Annotated in this window: 7 protein-coding genes; 4 read left to right on the top strand and 3 right to left on the bottom strand. The window is 65.4% G+C overall.

The genetic code is table 11. The annotated features are described in order from the left end of the window. Positions 1-61 precede the first annotated feature (61 nt). Positions 62-1,096: a quinone-dependent dihydroorotate dehydrogenase gene (locus FRZ40_RS02255; RefSeq protein ID WP_147233155.1), complete on the top strand. Its 1,035-nt coding sequence runs from the start codon at positions 62-64 to the stop codon at positions 1,094-1,096. Positions 1,097-1,108: 12 nt separating this feature from the next. Here the strand turns inward: FRZ40_RS02255 and lepB are convergent, their stop codons facing one another. From lepB to FRZ40_RS02240, 3 genes are all read right to left on the bottom strand, one after another. Next, a complete protein-coding gene (gene lepB / locus FRZ40_RS02250; protein ID WP_028365197.1) occupies positions 1,109-1,810 on the bottom strand; it encodes a signal peptidase I in 702 nt (233 codons plus the stop codon). A gap of 138 nt (positions 1,811-1,948) precedes the next feature. Continuing rightward, positions 1,949-2,953 (bottom strand): Gfo/Idh/MocA family protein, encoded by a 1,005-nt coding sequence (locus FRZ40_RS02245; protein WP_147234753.1) that lies wholly within the window; start codon positions 2,951-2,953, stop codon positions 1,949-1,951. A gap of 145 nt (positions 2,954-3,098) precedes the next feature. Continuing rightward, a complete protein-coding gene (locus FRZ40_RS02240) occupies positions 3,099-3,851 on the bottom strand; it encodes a FadR/GntR family transcriptional regulator (protein WP_147234752.1) in 753 nt (250 codons plus the stop codon). A gap of 1,540 nt (positions 3,852-5,391) precedes the next feature. Here FRZ40_RS02240 and FRZ40_RS02235 point away from each other — a divergent pair. The 3 genes from FRZ40_RS02235 to FRZ40_RS02225 all read left to right on the top strand — a co-directional run bounded on the left by FRZ40_RS02235 (position 5,392) and on the right by FRZ40_RS02225 (position 17,968). Continuing rightward, on the top strand, positions 5,392-6,126 hold the full coding sequence (locus FRZ40_RS02235) for a Crp/Fnr family transcriptional regulator (protein WP_028365200.1): 735 nt from the start codon (positions 5,392-5,394) through the stop codon (positions 6,124-6,126). A gap of 677 nt (positions 6,127-6,803) precedes the next feature. Then, positions 6,804-7,514, top strand: a complete 711-nt coding sequence (locus FRZ40_RS02230; RefSeq protein ID WP_147233154.1) for a 4'-phosphopantetheinyl transferase family protein — start codon at positions 6,804-6,806, stop codon at positions 7,512-7,514. A gap of 536 nt (positions 7,515-8,050) precedes the next feature. Then, a complete protein-coding gene (locus FRZ40_RS02225) occupies positions 8,051-17,968 on the top strand; it encodes a non-ribosomal peptide synthetase/type I polyketide synthase (protein WP_147233153.1) in 9,918 nt (3,305 codons plus the stop codon). The last annotated feature ends 3 nt before the right edge of the window (positions 17,969-17,971 follow it).

Raw genomic sequence — 17,971 nt, 5'->3', positions numbered from 1 at the left:
GCCGCCGTGCCGACCCGCTAAAATAGCGGGTTCTCATTTTTCAGCCGCCAGGCGCCCCGCCGTGTTCAGTTCCCTTTATCCGCTCGTACGCGCCCAACTCTTCCGCATGGACGCGGAAGACGCTCACCACCTGACCCTGCGCCTGCTGGGCGCCGCCGGACGCACGGGCGTCGCGGGCATGCTCGCGCCGCACGTGCCCGATTCGCCGCGCACCGTGATGGGTCTGACCTTCAGGAACCCCGTCGGCCTCGCGGCGGGGCTCGACAAGGATGGCGCGTGCATCGACGGACTGGCTGCCCTCGGCTTCGGATTCATCGAAGTCGGCACGGTGACGCCGCGCGCGCAGCCCGGCAATCCGCGCCCGCGCATGTTCCGTCTGCCGCAGGCGAACGCCGTGATCAACCGGATGGGATTCAACAACGCGGGCGTCGACCAGTTCGTGAAGAACGTGCAGGCTGCGCGCTATCGCGGCACGCTCGGGCTGAACATCGGCAAGAACGCCGACACGCCGATCGAGCGCGCCGCCGAAGACTATCTCTATTGCCTCGAGCGCGTCTATCCGTTCGCGAGCTACGTGACGGTCAACATCTCGTCGCCGAACACGAAGAATCTGCGCCAGCTGCAAGGCGCGGGCGAACTCGACGCGCTGCTCGCCGCGCTCAAGGACAAACAGCAGCGCCTCGCCGACCTGCACGGCAAGCTCGTGCCGCTCGTGCTGAAGATCGCCCCTGATCTCGACGACGAACAGGTGAAGTCGATCGCCGACACCCTGCTGCGTCACCAGTTCGAAGGCGTGATCGCGACCAACACGACGCTTTCGCGCAGCGCCGTGCAAGGTCTGCCGCACGCGGACGAAGCAGGCGGCCTGTCGGGACGCCCGGTGTTCGATGCATCGAATGAAGTGATCCGCAAGCTGCGCGCGGAAGTCGGCAGCGACGTGCCTATCATCGGCGTGGGCGGGATTTTCTCGGGCGCGGACGCGCAGGCCAAGCTCGACGCGGGCGCCTCGCTCGTGCAGCTCTATACGGGCTTCATCTACCGCGGCCCGGCCCTCATCTCCGAATGCGCGCAGGCGCTCGCCCGAAGCGCAGCGTAAGCATCGCGAGCCTTAGCGCGCCGCTACCGCATCGAGCCGCGCGCCGAACCGGTCGAAACGCGGCCGGTAGTAATGATCCGGGTCGAGCGAAAACGCGACGCGGCGCGTGCGGCCCATCAGTTCTTCGCGCGGAAAGAAGCCGAAATAGCGCGAATCGGCGCTGTCGTCGCGGTTGTCGCCGAGCATCAGGTACTCACCCGCCGGCACCGTCACGGGGCCGAACGAGCGGCGCGGGCTCGGCGCAAGCTCCGACAGCCGCACGGCATGCGGCAAGCCCGGCGGCACGCCCGCGAAGCGCTCGGTCAGATAGTCGCCGGGCGACACGGCATCGCCCGGCAGCGGCGCAAGTGCGAGCGGCTGATAGCTTGCCCGCGTGCCGTTCACGTACAGCACGTTGTCGCGCATCGCGACGACGTCGCCGGGCAGCCCGATCAGACGCTTGACGATCAGCTCCTTCGCGGCGGACGAATCGATCGTCACGATGTCGCCGCGCTGCGGCTCGTGCAGATGCGCGATCGCGATATGCGTGAGCGGAACGCGCAGATCGTAGGCCATCTTGTCGACCAGAATGCGGTCGCCTTCGCGGATGGTCGGCAGCATCGAGCCGCTCGGCACCACGTTCCAGTCGGCGATCGCGCTGCGAAACAGCACCATCAGGAAAATGAACGCGACGAGACTCTTGTACTCGCGCCACAGTCTGGCCAGCATGCGCATCATTGCGCTCCTCGCAATCGACATGGAAAACAACCTGGATACGTGATGGGAAACGAACGTAGCCAGCGGGGTTTTCATCCCGAACACCCAGAACCGGCCCGCGCCGATCCTACCACTGCGCGCCCTCGCCGCGCAGTTTCACTCGCACGGGAAGCGCAAGCCTAGCGCCGCGCGCGCCGCATCGGCCATCGCAATCATCTGGCGCGATTTCGCGTGCGTCATGACGGGGCTTTCGAGCAGTCCTGCGCGGATCAGATCGCAGAAATGCGCCGTCTCGTAGTTCAGTCCGCCGCCTTCGAACGGCGCATCGAGTTCGACCACGCGCCCGTCGACGTAGCGCACCGTCGCGCGCGCCGGGTTCCACCAGTTTTCGTGAATCGTGACGTTGCCGCGCGTGCCGGCGATGAACGCATCGCCCTTGCCGAACAGATCGAGTCCGCAAAAGATCTGCGCAATGCCTTTCTCGTGCCGGCTGTTGACGCTCGCGAACGTATCGACGCCCGTCGCGCCCAGACGTCCGTGCGTCTGCACATCGAGCGGCGCGCCGAGCCAGTCGACGGCGAGAAACATCTCGTAGATGCCGATATCGAGCAGCGCGCCGCCTGCGTGCTCGAACGACAGCGACGGATGATCGTCGGGCACGCCGGGCACCGAGCAGCCCGCGCGCACGAGGCCGATATCGCCGATGGGATTGGCGGACAGATGCTCACGCAGTTGCTGGTAGAGGGGATAGAACGGCGGCTTCATCGCTTCCATGAAAAGCCGCTGCGAAGCACGCGCGCTCGCGACGACGCGATCGAGTTGCGCCGCATTCACCGTCGCGGGCTTTTCGCACAGCACATGAATACCGGCTTCGAGCGCGGCCGTCGCGTAATGCGCGTGACTATCCTGCATCGTCGAGATATAGAGCGCGTCGATGCCGCTCTGAAGGAGCGCGTCGAAACTGTCGAGGGCCAGTCCGCCATGCTGGTGCGCAAACGTTTCGGCGGGCGCGCGACGGCGAGACCAGACCGCCGTCAGCTGCGTATGGGGAACATGCGCGAGGCTTTGCGCGAAACGATGGGCGATGCGGCCTGTGCCAACGATGCCCCAGCGTATCGCCGCGGGATGCCCCGAAGGGTGATGGGTTGCTGCGTGATTCATCGGTTGCGGGAAGTATCCATGCAGTGCGTGACAGCCGACATTGTCGCCGATGTCGCGTCCCGCCTTGCCGGACAGATCTTCCACGGCCAGCCGATCCCGTACCGCAACCTGAAAACCTCCCAACCTGATACAGCCCTGCTTTGCCTTACTGCTCGGCCGGCGCTGCCGGTGTCGCGGGTGTCGCGGGTGTCGCGGGCGCGTCGGGCACAGCCGCGCTCATGCGGCTCATCGAGAAATCGATCAGCGCAATCGACCCGGCCTCCGCTTCTTTCGCGTCGCGACGCTCGATGGCGTCGACCACGCGCGAATGCAGGCGCACCGTTTCTTCCCACGCGTCCGGCGGCAAATCGACGAGCGGCTTCAGCGCCGACAGCGCACCGCGAATGATGGCCGCCATCTGCTGGAAGAACTGGTTGCCGCTCGCAATCACGATCCGCGTATGCAGCGCTTCATCCGCAGTCTGAAGACCGGGCTCGCCGGGCGGACTGTTGCGCAATGCCTCGAACGCATCGCGAATCGCTGCGATGTCCGAAGCATTGCCGCGCGTCGCCGCCTGCGCGGCTGCACGCGGCTCGATCAGCACGCGGAACTCGATCACGTCGCGCAAGAACGTCGGATCGGGCTTCGCGCGAAAACGCCAGTTCACGACGTCTTCGTCGATCATGCGCCAGTCGTGCATCGGCCTGATACGCGTGCCGATCTTCGGCCGCACGTCGAGCATGTGCCGCGCGAGAAGCATCGACAGCGCCTCGCGCATCACCGTGCGGCTGACATCGAATTCCTTCGACAATACGTCTTGCGGTGGTAACACCGCACCGTATTTCTCTTCGACGATCCCGGTAACGAGGCCATCCATGACCTTGCTGACCAAGGACCGCTCTTTGTTGGTTTGTTCCATCATGCTTCTCCCCGATGCGGCGTTTCTCGCCTGCGCTGAATGTTGATCACGTGCCCTCGTGTCACTCTTTATTTTGTGAACATTACGTTGCGTCGCTTTATCTGGTTGCGCCAGTCGGGAAACCACCCGACAGGGTATTCCCTCCGAGGAATTGTTTCTTTCGTGTAACGCCGCGTGAAGCGAAGTGCCGAAGCACAACGCAACCGCTCTGCGCAATTGGGAAAAATTGCATCGAAAGTACTGCACGCATACGTCTTATCATCCACTGCGGTTACATTCGTTACGTTTGTTACCAATCGAATCAATTAGCAGTCCACATTCTCCGAGCGCGTCGTTCATGTGACTCGTCGGCCTGCGCATCGAAGCACGAAGTCCTTTGATCAACATCGATGCCATTGAAGCAAACCGCGAACTTCCTGCTCTGTACGAGAACACACGTTGCACGCCGAATTCGTCTGCTGAGCCACAAGGAATCGCGACGCGGGCCGATGGAATCGACGGGGGTGACTGACTCTACAACCCGTCGAGAGCGGGCGCAGAAGAGCGCCGCATGCGTCGTCGAGGAATTTGCCGTGCGCGGACGGACGCGCGCAGGCCTGCATCCGCGCGTGCATGATGTACGGTCGGATCCCGATGAATCGACGTCGGTAACGGCTTTCTCATCGATGAGACAACCCGGGCGAAGCGCGATCCTCGCGACGCCCCTGCTTGCGGATCGATCCGGCTCGCGTCGAGGTGTGCAGAATCGCAATGTTCACGACGCGTCACGCGGCGCGCCGCCCGCTTCGCCCGGCCGTCGTGGCGCTTCCCCTGCCGTTTGCGTACCGTCGCGTACCGTTCGCATGCAGGCGACCGACCGCAAACCACTTGATCGACGTCATAACGTCGCCAGGCGCCACATCCAAACGTTTGCGCTTCCCTCACGTTTGTACCGTCGCTTCGTCCGATGAATAACGCCAGAACCCAACGCTTGCACCGCGAACCGTTGGAATTGATCAGACGCATTCCGCTTTTGCGACGTCGCGATTTGAGAAAAATCGGTCTTCGGTGCGGCAGTACACAAAATGCGTGGAACACATCTGAATCAATTCTTGCTCGGCTTCAAAACAGTCTTAGAAGGGCGTTTCGGGCACGAGACATGCCAGAACGCATGCGTCCCACACGCTTCGCGTTGTTTTCAAGTTGCGCAAAATCAGGGAGTTAGAACGCCTGGTTAAGATGTTTTCTCGAATAGCACCGAAAAAACGCTGTTTGCAGATTTGAAACAAAACGGCGCGTTTGCCCCCGTCAATGCGGCGGGCGCGTGACGCTGCGCCGCACCGGTACTCATTCTCCTGTGGATTGGCACGGTCCTCGCTAAATGGATTGCGCAGCGAAAGCCACGACGATGCACACATCCAGAACAACCATCGACGAGGGCTGACGGGGCCGGTCTGTACGATTCTCGCCGCGAGCCACGCGGCAAGGCAGTGAGAACGCGCAGCGCCGGGTTAAAAAGACAAGGGGTCGTGCAGGGCACGGCTTCACGCGAGGACCGATCATGTTGACGCTTCAATCCGATCTGCACGGCAACCATTTGCTCGGCGCATTGCCATCTCACGAGTGGCAAGCCATTGCCCCCCATCTCGAACTCGTCCATCTGCGCACTGAACAGTTGCTGTGCGATTCCGGACAGCGCATTCACCACGTCTACTTCCCGACGACGGCCATCATCTCGATGCTGTCGACGATGGAAGACGGCGGCTCCGTCGAGATCGCGGCCGTGGGCCGCGAAGGCATGACGGGCGTGCCCGTGCTGACGGGCGGCGAAACGATGCCGAACCGCGTGCAGGTCCAGTGCTCGGGCTTCGCGTACCGGATGACGGCACAAGCGCTGCGTCAGCAATTCGCCCGCTCGGATTTCCTGCGCCGCCTGATGCTGCTGTACATGCACGCGCTGCTCACGCAGGTCGCGCAGACGGCCGCGTGCAACCGGCATCATTCGTTGAACAAGCAACTATGCCGCTGGCTGCTGATCGAAGTCGACCGCGTTGCGTCGGACGATCTGTCCGTCACGCAACAGCTGATCGCCGACATGCTTGGCGTGCGCCGCGAAGGCATCACGGAAGCGGCAGGCAAGCTGCACAACGACGGCCTGATCCACCACAGCCGCGGCCACATCCGCGTGCTCGATCGCAAGGGTCTCGAAGCGCGCGCCTGCGAATGCTACGGCCTCGTGAAGCGCGAATTCGACCGCCTGCTGCCGCGTCTGCGTGAAGCCGAGACCACCGTTTAAATCGGTGCCAGCGGGCATCACATCGAATCTCGCGCAGTACAGGACCGTTGCACGAGCATCGGCAACCGCCAACCTCAAGGAAGCCCCGCGTTTCGCGCCTGCGCGGCCCATGCCGGCGTCTCTCGGGCACCGTCTCTCGGACAGCGTCTCTCGGACAGCGCCTTTCGGGCAGCGGCGAGCGTGCGGCCGCGTGCGGCACCGATTTTCATCGTGACGACGCCGACCGTTGTGCGCGAAGCGGGCGCGCGTCACATGCCGCCGGGCCCGCCTTCATGTGCGACCTGCTGCAGCGCGCCCGGGCGAGTTCGTTGCGCCGGCAACGGACCGATACGTCACGCACCCGATGCGACACCTGACGTGCACGCGCTTTAATTCCTTTGATTCGTCGACCTCGAATCACGACGCCGGCGCCGTTTTGCCGCTATGGGCGCGACGCGCGGCATGTTGCATCGAATCGCTAAAAAAGAAGCGCTACCGAACGCAACCAAAGGCCGGCCGTCGAAGCGCCGATCACGTCAACGCCTGGCTGCGTGTATCGCTACTGAAACACCTCTCGCCCCGTGCAACATGTTTCATGGCGGGCACCGGGACTCGCCGCGCCATGCAAGCGAATGCATCGAGCCACAATATCGATCCGGTAGAATCAACAGGCGCCCCGTCAGTCGAACAGGCTTTCCATGTCCCCTTCCCTTCTCAGCCCGCCATCTCCGCAAGAAGTGCATGTCTGGCAGTGGGATCTGGATGTCTCCGGCGGTAGTTTCGACGGGCACTGGGACACGCTCTCGGCCCAGGAACGCGAGCGCGCGAACCGATTCCTTCACGAACTGCATCGCCGCCGTTTCGTCGCGGGGCGCGGCGAACTCCGGCGGCGACTCGGCTGCTATCTCGGTGTGTCTGCGCGCGAGGTCGCCATCGACTATGGTTCGGATGGCAAACCCTTCTGCACGATACAGCCGCCTGGCTGGACCCTCTGCTTCAATCTCAGCCACAGCGAGAACGCGGCGGCGCTCGCCGTCTCGAATGGTTTCGAGATCGGCATCGACGTCGAACTGATCCGCCCGATCGAGGAAAACCTGCCCCTCGAAGTGTTCTCCGCTCAGGAACGCGTCCAATTCGCCGCGTTGCCGGAAGCCCAACGGCAACACGTTTTCTTCGAAAGCTGGGCTCGCAAGGAAGCCTGCCTGAAAGCGCTCGGCACCGGTTTCATGATCGCGCCGACGCATTTCGAGTTCGATCTGTCCGTTCGCGGCGACACCACGCCGCGCCGCGTCGGCGGCGATCCGGCAGAAGCGGCCCATTGGGGGGTTCGCGATCTCTCGCCGAGCGCCGTCTGCGCGGGTGCGGTGGCGGCCCGCCGCACCGGCTGGACGATCGTCCGGATGAATTGACGGACGGCGTCCGCGGCGCCCCGCAACCATTCCACGCAGTCCTAACAAGATCAAGGCGAATACCGACGCGGCTCTCTGTGCGGCCTCGCACACACGTCGCCGGTTATCACCTTGATTCACCCCGATTTCCGCCGACGCCGCATTCGCCAGCGCACCGCTTTCGCATCGAAAGACAGAAAGCGCCCCCGGGCTGTCGACGCGCCAACGTCATCCCGAACCTCGTCCCGAACGTCATCCCCAACCTCACCGCCCGCTCGCCCCGCCAGACACGAACGGACGAGCCTGATCCCCTCTGGGCGCGGCTCTCCACACAAAGTGTTGTTCAAACGCCTGTGTGTGCGAAGGCGTACGGATACGTATGACAAGGGCGTTTAACGTTCCATTACCGCAAATTTCGCGTTCGGATCACAGGTCAGGCGCGCAGATCGCCGCGCCGCCTGTTTTTCCCGTGACCGGTCGCCGTGATGTGCGCTCGCTGCGCGCTAGTGTCAGACGTAGCTCGGCAAGGCCTTCATTTAATTACTGGAGAGCGGCAAATGTCACACAGAGGTGAATTTCCAGGCAACTTGCCGAATGGGACAGGTCATATGCCCGGCGTGGCAGCGCGTTTCGACGAAGTCTGTGCGGAGTTTGCCGATCATCTTGCTGTGATCGATTCGACGGGGGAAGAAAGCTACGCCGCCCTCGGCGAACGTTCGGCGCGTCTTGCCACCGTCCTGCAAGGCAAGGGACTGCAACCCGGCGAGCGCTGCGCGATCATGGTGCCGCGCAGCCGCGACACGCTTGCGCTGATCCTCGCGATCCTGCGCGTGGGCGCTGTCTACGTGCCGCTCGATCCCGCCTATCCGCGCGCGCAACTCGACTTCATCGTTGCCGATTGCGCGCCCAGGCTCATCATCGCCGAAGGGTCGGCGCTGGCGAGCGTCGGCGATCTGAACGGCGTGCTGGTCGATCTCGCCGACATCGCGGCGGCGTCGGAGGCGGCCGATCCCGCACCGCTGCATGCTTCGCATCGCGACGACCCGGCGTACATCATGTACACGTCCGGTTCGACAGGCAAGCCGAAGGGCGTGATCGTCCCGCAGCGCGCGATTCTGCGCCTCGTGCACGGCCAGACCTTCACGGCACTGTCGCCGCAGACGCGCTTTCTCAATCTCGCGCCGCTCGCCTTCGACGCCAGCACGCTGGAAATCTGGGGCCCGCTGCTCAACGGCGGCTGCGCCGCGATCATCGACGAGGTTCAGCCTTCGCTCGACACGATCGCCGCCGACATCGCCCGCCTCGGCGCGACGAGCGCCTGGTTGACGGCGGGCCTCTTCAATGCGCTCGCCGACCATCGGCTGGAAGCCTTTGGTCCGCTCGAGGAAGTGCTGACAGGCGGCGACGTGCTCTCGCCCGTTCACGTGCGCAAGGTGATGGACGCGCATCCGTCGCTGCAGATCATCAACGGCTATGGTCCGACCGAGAACACGACCTTCAGCTGCTGCTATCGCATTCCGCGCGACGGCGAAACGCTCGCAAACGGCGGCGCGATTCCGATCGGCGATGCGATCGCGGGCACGAGCGTCCACATCGTCGATGACAAGCTGGTTCCCGTCGGCGAAGGAGAAGTCGGAGAGCTCGTCGTCGGCGGCGACGGCGTGGCGCTCGGCTACCTCAATCGCCCCGAACTGACGGCGCAGAAGTTCGTCGACGACGTCTTCTCGCCCGGCGCCACGCTGTATCGCACGGGCGATCTCGTTCGTCGACGCGCGGACGGCGCGATCGATTTTCTCGGCCGTAACGACCGGCAGATCAAGATCGCCGGCAAGCGCATCGAACTCGATGAAATCGAACATGCACTGCGCGCGGCACCCGGCGTCGCCGATGCCGCCGTCGCCGCGTTCGAGGGACCAACGGGCAAGGCGATAGCCGCCTTCGTCAAGGCCGATGCCGATGCCGATGCATCCGCGGTCCTGCAGGACGGAATCCGCGCGCACCTCAAGTCCGCGTTGCCTGACTACATGATGCCGGCGGCGCTGCGCGTCCTGCCCGACTTCCCGCTGACGCCGAACGGCAAGATCGACCGCAAGGCGCTGCTCGCGGGGCTCGATACGGCCGCTGACACATCGGCGGCCGCGCAGCCGGTCGACGGCGAGATCGCCGGGAAGCTGGCGTCCGTCTTCGAAGGACTGCTCGGACATGCGGTCGATCGCCACTCGAACTTCTTCGATCTCGGGCTGCGCTCGCTGGATCTGATGCGCGCGCACGCGATCATCCTGCGCGACGTGTCAGCGAAGGTCGCGCTGGTGGATCTGTTCCGCCATCCCAACGTCGAGGCGCTGGCCGCGCATCTGCGCGCGACGTTCGATACAGCGAGCGACGGATCGATCCGTCGCTGCCGCGACGCGAACAGTGGCGCGATTGCCGTCGTCGGCATGTCGGGCCGGTTTCCGGGCGCGCAAAACGTCGCCGAATTCTGGGCGAACATCCTCGCAGCGCGCGACTGCATCACGCATTTCGATGCAACGGAACTCGAAGACACGTTCGACGAAAGCTTGCGCCGCGACGCATCGTATGTGAAGGCGCGGCCGGTTCTCGCCGACGTCGACCGCTTCGACGCGGGCTTTTTCGGCGTGCTGGCGCGCGAGGCGGCGTTGACCGATCCGCAGCAGCGCCTGTTCCTCGAGATCGCGTGGGAAGCATTCGAAGACGCGGGCTATGACCCGGCGACAATCGCGGGCGCCGTCGGCGTGTTCGCGGGCACGTCGATGAACACGTATTTCCTCAAGCACGTGCTGTCGGACCGCGGCGTCATCGACGAATTCACGAGCCAGTTCCAGATCGGCGAGTATCAGAAGCTGGTCGGCGCCGGCGATTTCGTCGCCACGCGCACCGCCTACAAGCTCGGCCTCAGGGGCCCCGCGATTTCGATGCAGACGGCGTGCTCGACGTCGCTGACGGCGATCAGCATGGCCGTCGAGAACCTTCGCGCGGGACGCTGCGACATGGCGCTCGCGGGCGGCGTGTCGGTCACCTTCCCGCAAAAGCGCGGCTACTTCTATCAGGAAGGCGGCATGGGCGCGCCCGACGGCGTGTGCCGTCCGTTCGACGCCGACGCGAAAGGCACGGTGTTCGGCTGCGGCGCGGGCGTCGTGCTGCTCAAACGTCTCGACGACGCGATCGCCGACGAAGACCCGATCTACGCCGTGATCCGTGGCGTCGGCATCAACAACGACGGTTCCGACAAAGTCGGCTTCACGGCGCCGAGCGTCGACGCGCAGGCCCGCGCGATCGCCATCGCACACGCCGAAGCCGGAATCGATCCCGCTTCCGTCGGTTATATCGAAGCGCACGGCACGGCCACGCCGCTCGGCGATCCGATCGAATTCACGGGGCTGGTGCAGGCGTTCCGCCTCGGCGGCGTCGAGGGCGGCCAGTTCTGCGCGCTCGGCTCGGCGAAGGCGAACGTCGGTCACCTCGACGCCGCCGCAGGCGTGACGGGATTCATCGCGGCGGCCCTCGCGCTGCGCGACGCAACCTTGCCGCCCCTGCTCAATTTCGGCTCGCCGAACCCGGGCATCGACGTGAGCAACAGCCCGTTTTTCTTCAACGTCGCAGCGCGTCCGTGGGCCGACGGTCCGACGCCGCGCCGCGCCGGAGTGAGTTCGTTCGGCGTCGGCGGAACGAACGTGCACGTGCTGCTCGAGGAAGCGCCCCGGCGCGAAGTGGCCGGCGAGTCGCAACACGGGCTGCAAATCCTGCCGCTCTCGGCGCGCAGCGCGGCCGCGCTCGATCGCGCGAAAGCCAATCTCGCGCGGCATCTGGCGACGCATCCCGACGCCTCGCTCGCCGACGTGGCGGCGACGCTGCAAACGGGCCGCCGGGCCTTTGCGCACCGCGCCGTGGTCGTCGCCGACAGCGTCGACGAGGCGCAGGCCAAACTGCAGAAAGGCGCAATCGGAGGCGAGGCGCCGCAAACCGCGCCGCCCGTCGTATTCATGTTTCCCGGCCAGGGCGCGCAGTATCCCGGCATGGGCGACGCGCTGTATCGCACGGAACCCGTCTATCGCCAGTGGATCGACAGGGGCGCCGAAGCGCTGACGCCGCATCTCGGGCTCGACATTCGCACCCTGCTCTTCAGCGAAACGCCGGAGGGCGACGACACGCCGCATCCGATCCGCTCGACGATCTACGCGCAGCCTGCCCTGTTCCTCGTCGAATATGCGCTCGCGCAGCTGTGGATCGCGCGCGGCATCAAGCCGGCGGCGATGATCGGTCATAGCGTCGGCGAACTGGTCGCGGCCTGCGTGGCCGAGGCGATCGCGTTCGAAGATGCGCTGTATCTGATCGCGCAGCGCGGCGCGCTGATGCAGTCGGCCGAACCGGGTGCGATGCTGGTCGTGCGGCTGCCGGAAGCCGAACTGAAGGCGATCCTGCCCGCCGATGTCGACCTCGCCGCCATCAACGCGCCGTCGCTCAGCGTGGTCGCCGGTCCGTTCGCGGCCATCGAGGCTTTCGAGACCACGCTGAAGGCGAGCGACATCGACCATCGGCGGCTGCATACGTCGCATGCATTCCACTCGCGGATGATGTCCGGGGTCGTCGAAGATCTGGCGAAGCTCGCCGACACACTGTCGTTCGCCATTCCGAAAATTCCGTACGTGTCGTCGGTGACGGGACAGTGGGCATCGATGGATCAGCCCGTGACGGGACGTTACTGGGCGGGGCATTGCCGCGACGTCGTGCGCTTCAGCGACGCGTTGACCACGGTGACGTCGGAAAGCAGGCCCGTGCTGCTCGAAATCGGCCCCGGCCGCACGCTGACGACGTTCGCGTCGCAGGGCCTGCCAAAGGACCGCTATGTGGGCGCAGTTGCCTCCCTGCCAGATTTCGCGATGCGCGAGCGAGAGCTTCCCGTTCTCGCCGAAGCAACCGGGCGTCTGTGGCTGAACGGCGTCACGCCGGACTGGAAGACCGTCCAGACGGATGCCGCCCGCCGTGTTTCGCTGCCGACTTATCCGTTCGAACGGGAACGCTACTGGATCGACGCTCCCGCCGCGACTGTTTCATTACGTTCCCAGACGACGCCCGCTGCGGCCCCCGCCGCGACCGCCTCGCCCGCGACCACAACCGACATTCCTCAGACCGCTATGGCCCAAACCGCAAAGATCGACCGTCAACCGCGCCTCATTGCCGAACTGGCATCGCTTCTTGCCGAAATGTCGGGCGAAGCACCGGATACGTCCAATCCGGACGTGACCTTCTGGGATCTCGGCTACGACTCGCTGTTCATGGGACAGGTCTCGCGGCAGCTGCGTCGCCGCTACGACGTCACGATCAGCTTCCGGCAGATCATGAGCGACTATCCGACGCTGCCCGCGCTCGCGCAGTTCCTCGACGGCACGTTGCCGCCCGATCCGGAACAGCCGGCAGCGCCGGCAGCAGCCGCGCCCGTGGCCGTCGCGGCGCCTGGCGCCACTGCGGCGCCCGTTGCGGTCGCCGCAACGGCTGGCCCGTCGACGGCCGCCACGCCTGCCACGGGCGACATCCAGTCAGTGTTCCGCGATCAGCTCGCGGCGATGCAGTCGCTGATGTCGCGTCAGCTCGACCTCCTGCAAGGCACGCCGGCGGCAGTGCAGCAGCGTGTCGTGGACCCGGCGGCCGCAGCGGCCCCGGCGGCATCGATCGCGGCGCCCGTTGCAGCCGCACCGGCAGCAGCGCCCGCACGCGCCGCCAGTCCCGAAATCAGGTTCGAGGAAAACCGTCCGTCGCGCTTCACCGCGTACAAGCCCGGCGCGGCGAACTCGGCGCAGATGACGGAAGCCCAGTCAGCCTTCATCAAGGATCTGGCCGCGCGCTACTCGGCCAGAACGCCGACCTCGAAGGCGCGCACGCAGTCCTATCGCGCGGTGCTCGCCGATCCGCGTACGGCCAGCGGTTTCCGCGAAGAGTGGAAGGAACTCGTCTATCCCGTGGTCGCGCAGCGTTCGAAGGGTTCGAAGATCTGGGACGTCGACGGCAATGAGTATATCGACGTGGTCAACGGCTACGGTCAGACCGCGTTCGGCCATACGCCCGATTTCGTCGTCGATGCCGTCAGCGCGCAGCTGGCCGAGGGCTTCGCCATCGGACCGCAGTCGCCGCTCGCGGGCGAAGTTGCGCAGATGTTCGCCACGATGACGGGACATCAGCGCGTCACCTTCTGCAATACGGGATCGGAAGCCGTGATGGCCGCGATGCGTCTCGCGCGCACGGTAACGGGCAAAGAAAAGGTGGTCTGCTTCGACGGCGACTATCACGGCCAGTTCGACGAAGTCCTCGTCAAGCCGGGCAGCGAAGCGGGCCAGCCGCGCGCCTTCCCGCTCGCGCCTGGAATTCCGCAGACGTCCGTGGGCAACATGGTCGTGCTGCCTTACGCGAAAGCCGAAAGCCTCGAATGGATCAAGGCGAATATCGACGATATCGCCGCCGTGCTGATCGAGCCCGTGCAGTCGCGTCACCCCAACCTGCGGCCGAAGGAGTTCGTCCAGCAACTGCGCGAGGTGACAGCGGCCAACGACTCCGCGCTCATCGTCGACGAGGTCGTAACGGGCTTCCGCGTTCACCCGGCGGGCATGCAAGGCTACTGGGGCATCAAGGGCGACATGGCGACCTACGGCAAGGTGGTCGGCGGCGGCCTGCCCGTCGGCGTACTCGCGGGCAGCGCGCAATACATGGACGCGCTCGACGGCGGCCAGTGGCAATTCGGCGACGCGTCGGTGCCCGAAGTCCCGCCGACGTTCTTTGCCGGCACCTTCGTGCGCCATCCTGTCGTGCTGGCCGCGATGAAGGCCGTGCTCAAGCATCTCGACGAAGCGGGTCCCGCGCTGCAGGAATCGCTCGGCGCGCGCATGAACGGCCTCGTCACGCGCATCAACGCGCATCTGGAAAAAGTCGGCATCGCCACGCGCGCCGAATCCTTCTCGAGCTGGTTCTACATCAACCTCGCGGGCGAAGACCGCCTCGGCAGCCTGTTCTATCCGTACATGCGCTACCTCGGCGTCCATATCATGGAAGGCTTCCCCTGCTTCCTGACGACCAGCCATTCGGACGAAGACATCCGCAAGATCGGCGACGCGTTCGTCGCCAGTATCGATGCGCTGCAACGCGTGGGGATTCTGGGCGGCACGGCGCAAGCGTTGGCTGCGGCGCCGCAAGCCGAGCCGCTGCCACTCACGCAGGCGCCCCTGACCGAGCCGCAGAAAGAAATCTGGATGTCGGCTCAGGTGAGCCACGAGGCCTCGCTTGCGTTCAACGAATCGTTCACGCTCGAACTCAACGGCGATCTGAATGAAGGCGCGTTCGAACGCGCCTTCGCGGCGACGATGGCCCGTCACGATGCATTGCGCGCGCACTTCTCGCGCGTCGGCGACACGATGTTCGTCGATCCCGCAACCACGGTTCCGCTCGAACACATCGACTTGTCCGGTCACGCCGATCCCGCCGCCGAACTCGCGGCCATCGTCGATGCGGAAGCGCGCGAAGTCTTCGATCTCACTCGCGCGCCGCTGGTGCGCGCGGCACTGGTGCGCCTCGAGCCGCACAAGCGCGCCTTCGTGTTCACCGCGCATCACATCATCTGCGATGGCTGGTCGATCAACATCGTGCTGCGCGATCTGGAAGCGCTCTACTCGGCCGAAGTGTCGGGCAAGGCGGCCGAACTCGACGACGTGCAAAGTTTCCTCGCCTATGCGAAGGCTCAGCACGACGCCGGTATCGACGCGGACACGCGCGAATTCTGGATGAACCTGCATCGCGATCCCGCGCCGCAGCTCGATCTGCCCGGCGACCGTCCGCGTCCGGAAGTCAAGACCTTCAACGGCGCATCGACGACCCGTCTGGTAGGCGCAGAGCTGCTGAAGCAGGTCAAGACGGCATCGTCGAAACAGGGCTGCTCGCTGTTCGCCGCGCTGTTCGGCGCCGCGCAGGTGATGTTCGGCCGCCTCTCGGGCAACGACGACGTCGTCATCGCCGCGCCGATGGCGGGCCAGTCGCAAGCGGGCGAAGCACTGCTCGCCGGGCACTGCGTCAATTTCCTGCCGCTGCGCGTGCGCTTCGATCGCAACCAGTCTTTCGCGACGCACATGAAGGCCGTGCGCGACCATCTGTACGACGCAGGCGACCGCCAGAACTACACGTACGGCGCACTGGTGCGCGACCTCGGCATCAGGCGCGACTTCAACCGCCTGCCGCTGACCGATCTGCAGTTCAATCTGGAGAAGGTCGACGCGCAGCTCGACATGGGTGGCGTGACCACGCGCTTTGCGCCGAACGCGAAGGCCTACAGCAACTTCGATCTGTTCCTGAACGTGATCGAATCCGCCCAGGGCCTTCGTCTCGATTGCGACTTCAACACGGATGTCTATGATGAGTCGACCATCCAGCGCTGGCTCGGTCACTACGAAACGCTGCTGACGGCGATCGCCCGCGATGCCGACACGCCCATCGCCGCACTGCCGCTGCTGAACGACACGGAGATTCGCTACCTTCGCGACGGACTGAACGCGTCGCAGCGCGCCTACGATCTGTCGCAGACGACCCCGGCGATGATCGCCGCGCAGGCCCGCCTCACGCCCGACGCGCCCGCCGTGGCGGATGAAACGGCAAGCCTGACGTACGGCGAACTCGATGCGCGCGCCACACGGATCGCCCGCAAGCTCGTGGCAGCGGGTATCGCGCCGCATGGACGCGTCGCGATCGCGATGGACCGCACCGTGCTGACGGTCGCCGCGATGATCGGTGTGTGGCGCGCGGGTTGCGCCTACGTGCCGCTCGACATGACGATGCCGGCCGCACGCCTGCGTCAGATCCTGGACAGCGCAGACAGCGCCGCCATTCTCAGCGACGCGGCAAGCCGGACGGTGCTCGAAGCCGGCGATCATCGCGTGCTGGAAGTCGAAGCGCTCGCCGCTCAAGGCGACGAAGAAGCCGTGACGTTGCCCGTCGTGTCGGATGCGGATTCCGCCTACGTGATTTTCACGTCGGGCTCGACGGGACAGCCGAAAGGCGTCGAGATTGCGCATCGCGCGCTGAGCAACTTCCTGCTGTCGATGGCAGAAGCGCCGGGCTTCACGGCGAGCGACCGGATCGTCGCCGTCACGACCTTCTCCTTCGATATTTCGGGCCTCGAACTGTTCCTGCCGCTCGTCGTCGGCGGACAGACCTTCATCGCGGGCCATGCGGAAGTGCGCACCGGCTTCGAGCTGGTCGCGCGCCTGAAGGAACAGGCGGCCACCGCGCTCCAGGCGACGCCGTCACTCTGGCGCATGCTGCTCGAAGCGGGCTTCAAGGCGCCGCAGGGCTTCAGGATCCTGTGCGGCGGCGAGCCGCTGCCGCGCGATCTCGCCGACGACCTCGCAGCCACGGGCGCCGAAGTGTGGAACCTGTACGGCCCGACGGAAACGACGATCTGGTCGTCCGCGTCGCGTGTCGATGCAAACGGGCCGGTCGTGATCGGCACGCCCATCGCGAATACGCAACTGCATGTGCTGACGGACGACCTGCATCTGGCGCCGCAAGGTGTCGCGGGCGAACTGTGGATCGGCGGCGAAGGTCTCGCGAAGGGCTATTTCAACCGCGCTGACCTGACGGATGCCGCGTTCAAGGCGGTCGCCATCGACGATGCCGCGCCGAGCCGCCTCTACCGCACGGGCGATCTCGCGAAGCGGCTTGCCGACGGCTCGCTGCAGCATCTCGGCCGTCGCGACCAGCAGATCAAGCTGCGCGGCTTCCGCATCGAGATCGAGGAGATCGAGGCTGCATTGCGCAAGGCGCCGGGTGTAGCTGCCGCTGCCGTCGCGTTGCAGACCGTCAACGGCAGCGCCCGGCTGGTGGGCTACATCGTTGACGCAAGCGCCGGCAGGATCGACCAGGGCGAGGTCGCGGCGCATGTTGCCGCACAGCTCCCCGCCTACATGGTCCCGACGCTGTGGATGACGCTCGACGCGCTGCCGCAGACCGGCAACGGCAAGCTCGACCGCAAGGCGCTGCCCGTGCCGACGGCCGACATGGTGGCCACGCCCGTGCGTCAGCCGCACGCCTCGCTCAAGGTGGTGCCGCAGGCCGCTGCGCCCGCAGCGGAACCGGCCGCCGTCGAAGCGGCTGCGCAACCCGCCGCAGCCGAACCGGCAGCGATGACGCCGACCCAGGCATCGATCGCCGCAATCTGGGGCGAAGTGCTCGGTCTGCAGCACGTCGGCATCGACCAGCAGTTCTTCAGCCTCGGCGCCGACAGCCTGCAACTGTTCCGGATCGTCGCGCGCATGAACGAACGGGGGCTGGGCGTGGATGCGCGCCAGCTGATGAAGAACGTCACGATCGCCGAACTGGCGGCGACGCTCGACGGCACGCACGAATCGGAAGCGGTGGAGGCACCCGCCGCGATGCGCCCGTCGATTCTCAACTTCAAGCGCAGGAATGCAGGAGGGCTCTGAGTG

The sequence above is a fragment of the Paraburkholderia azotifigens genome, assembly GCF_007995085.1.
GTDB classification, from domain to species: Bacteria; Pseudomonadota; Gammaproteobacteria; order Burkholderiales; family Burkholderiaceae; genus Paraburkholderia; species Paraburkholderia azotifigens.
This window is presented reverse-complemented; position numbering and strand designations above follow the sequence as displayed.

Bases quoted from the DNA above. Each gene is read 5' to 3' on its own strand.
- lepB (WP_028365197.1), bottom strand. From the start codon at position 1,810: ATGCGCATGCTGGCCAGACTGTGGCGCGAGTACAAGAGTCTCGTCGCG.
- FRZ40_RS02245 (WP_147234753.1), bottom strand. From the start codon at position 2,953: ATGAATCACGCAGCAACCCATCACCCTTCGGGGCATCCCGCGGCGATA.
- FRZ40_RS02240 (WP_147234752.1), bottom strand. From the start codon at position 3,851: ATGGAACAAACCAACAAAGAGCGGTCCTTGGTCAGCAAGGTCATGGAT.
- FRZ40_RS02235 (WP_028365200.1), top strand. From the start codon at position 5,392: ATGTTGACGCTTCAATCCGATCTGCACGGCAACCATTTGCTCGGCGCA.
- FRZ40_RS02230 (WP_147233154.1), top strand. From the start codon at position 6,804: ATGTCCCCTTCCCTTCTCAGCCCGCCATCTCCGCAAGAAGTGCATGTC.
- FRZ40_RS02225 (WP_147233153.1), top strand. From the start codon at position 8,051: ATGTCACACAGAGGTGAATTTCCAGGCAACTTGCCGAATGGGACAGGT.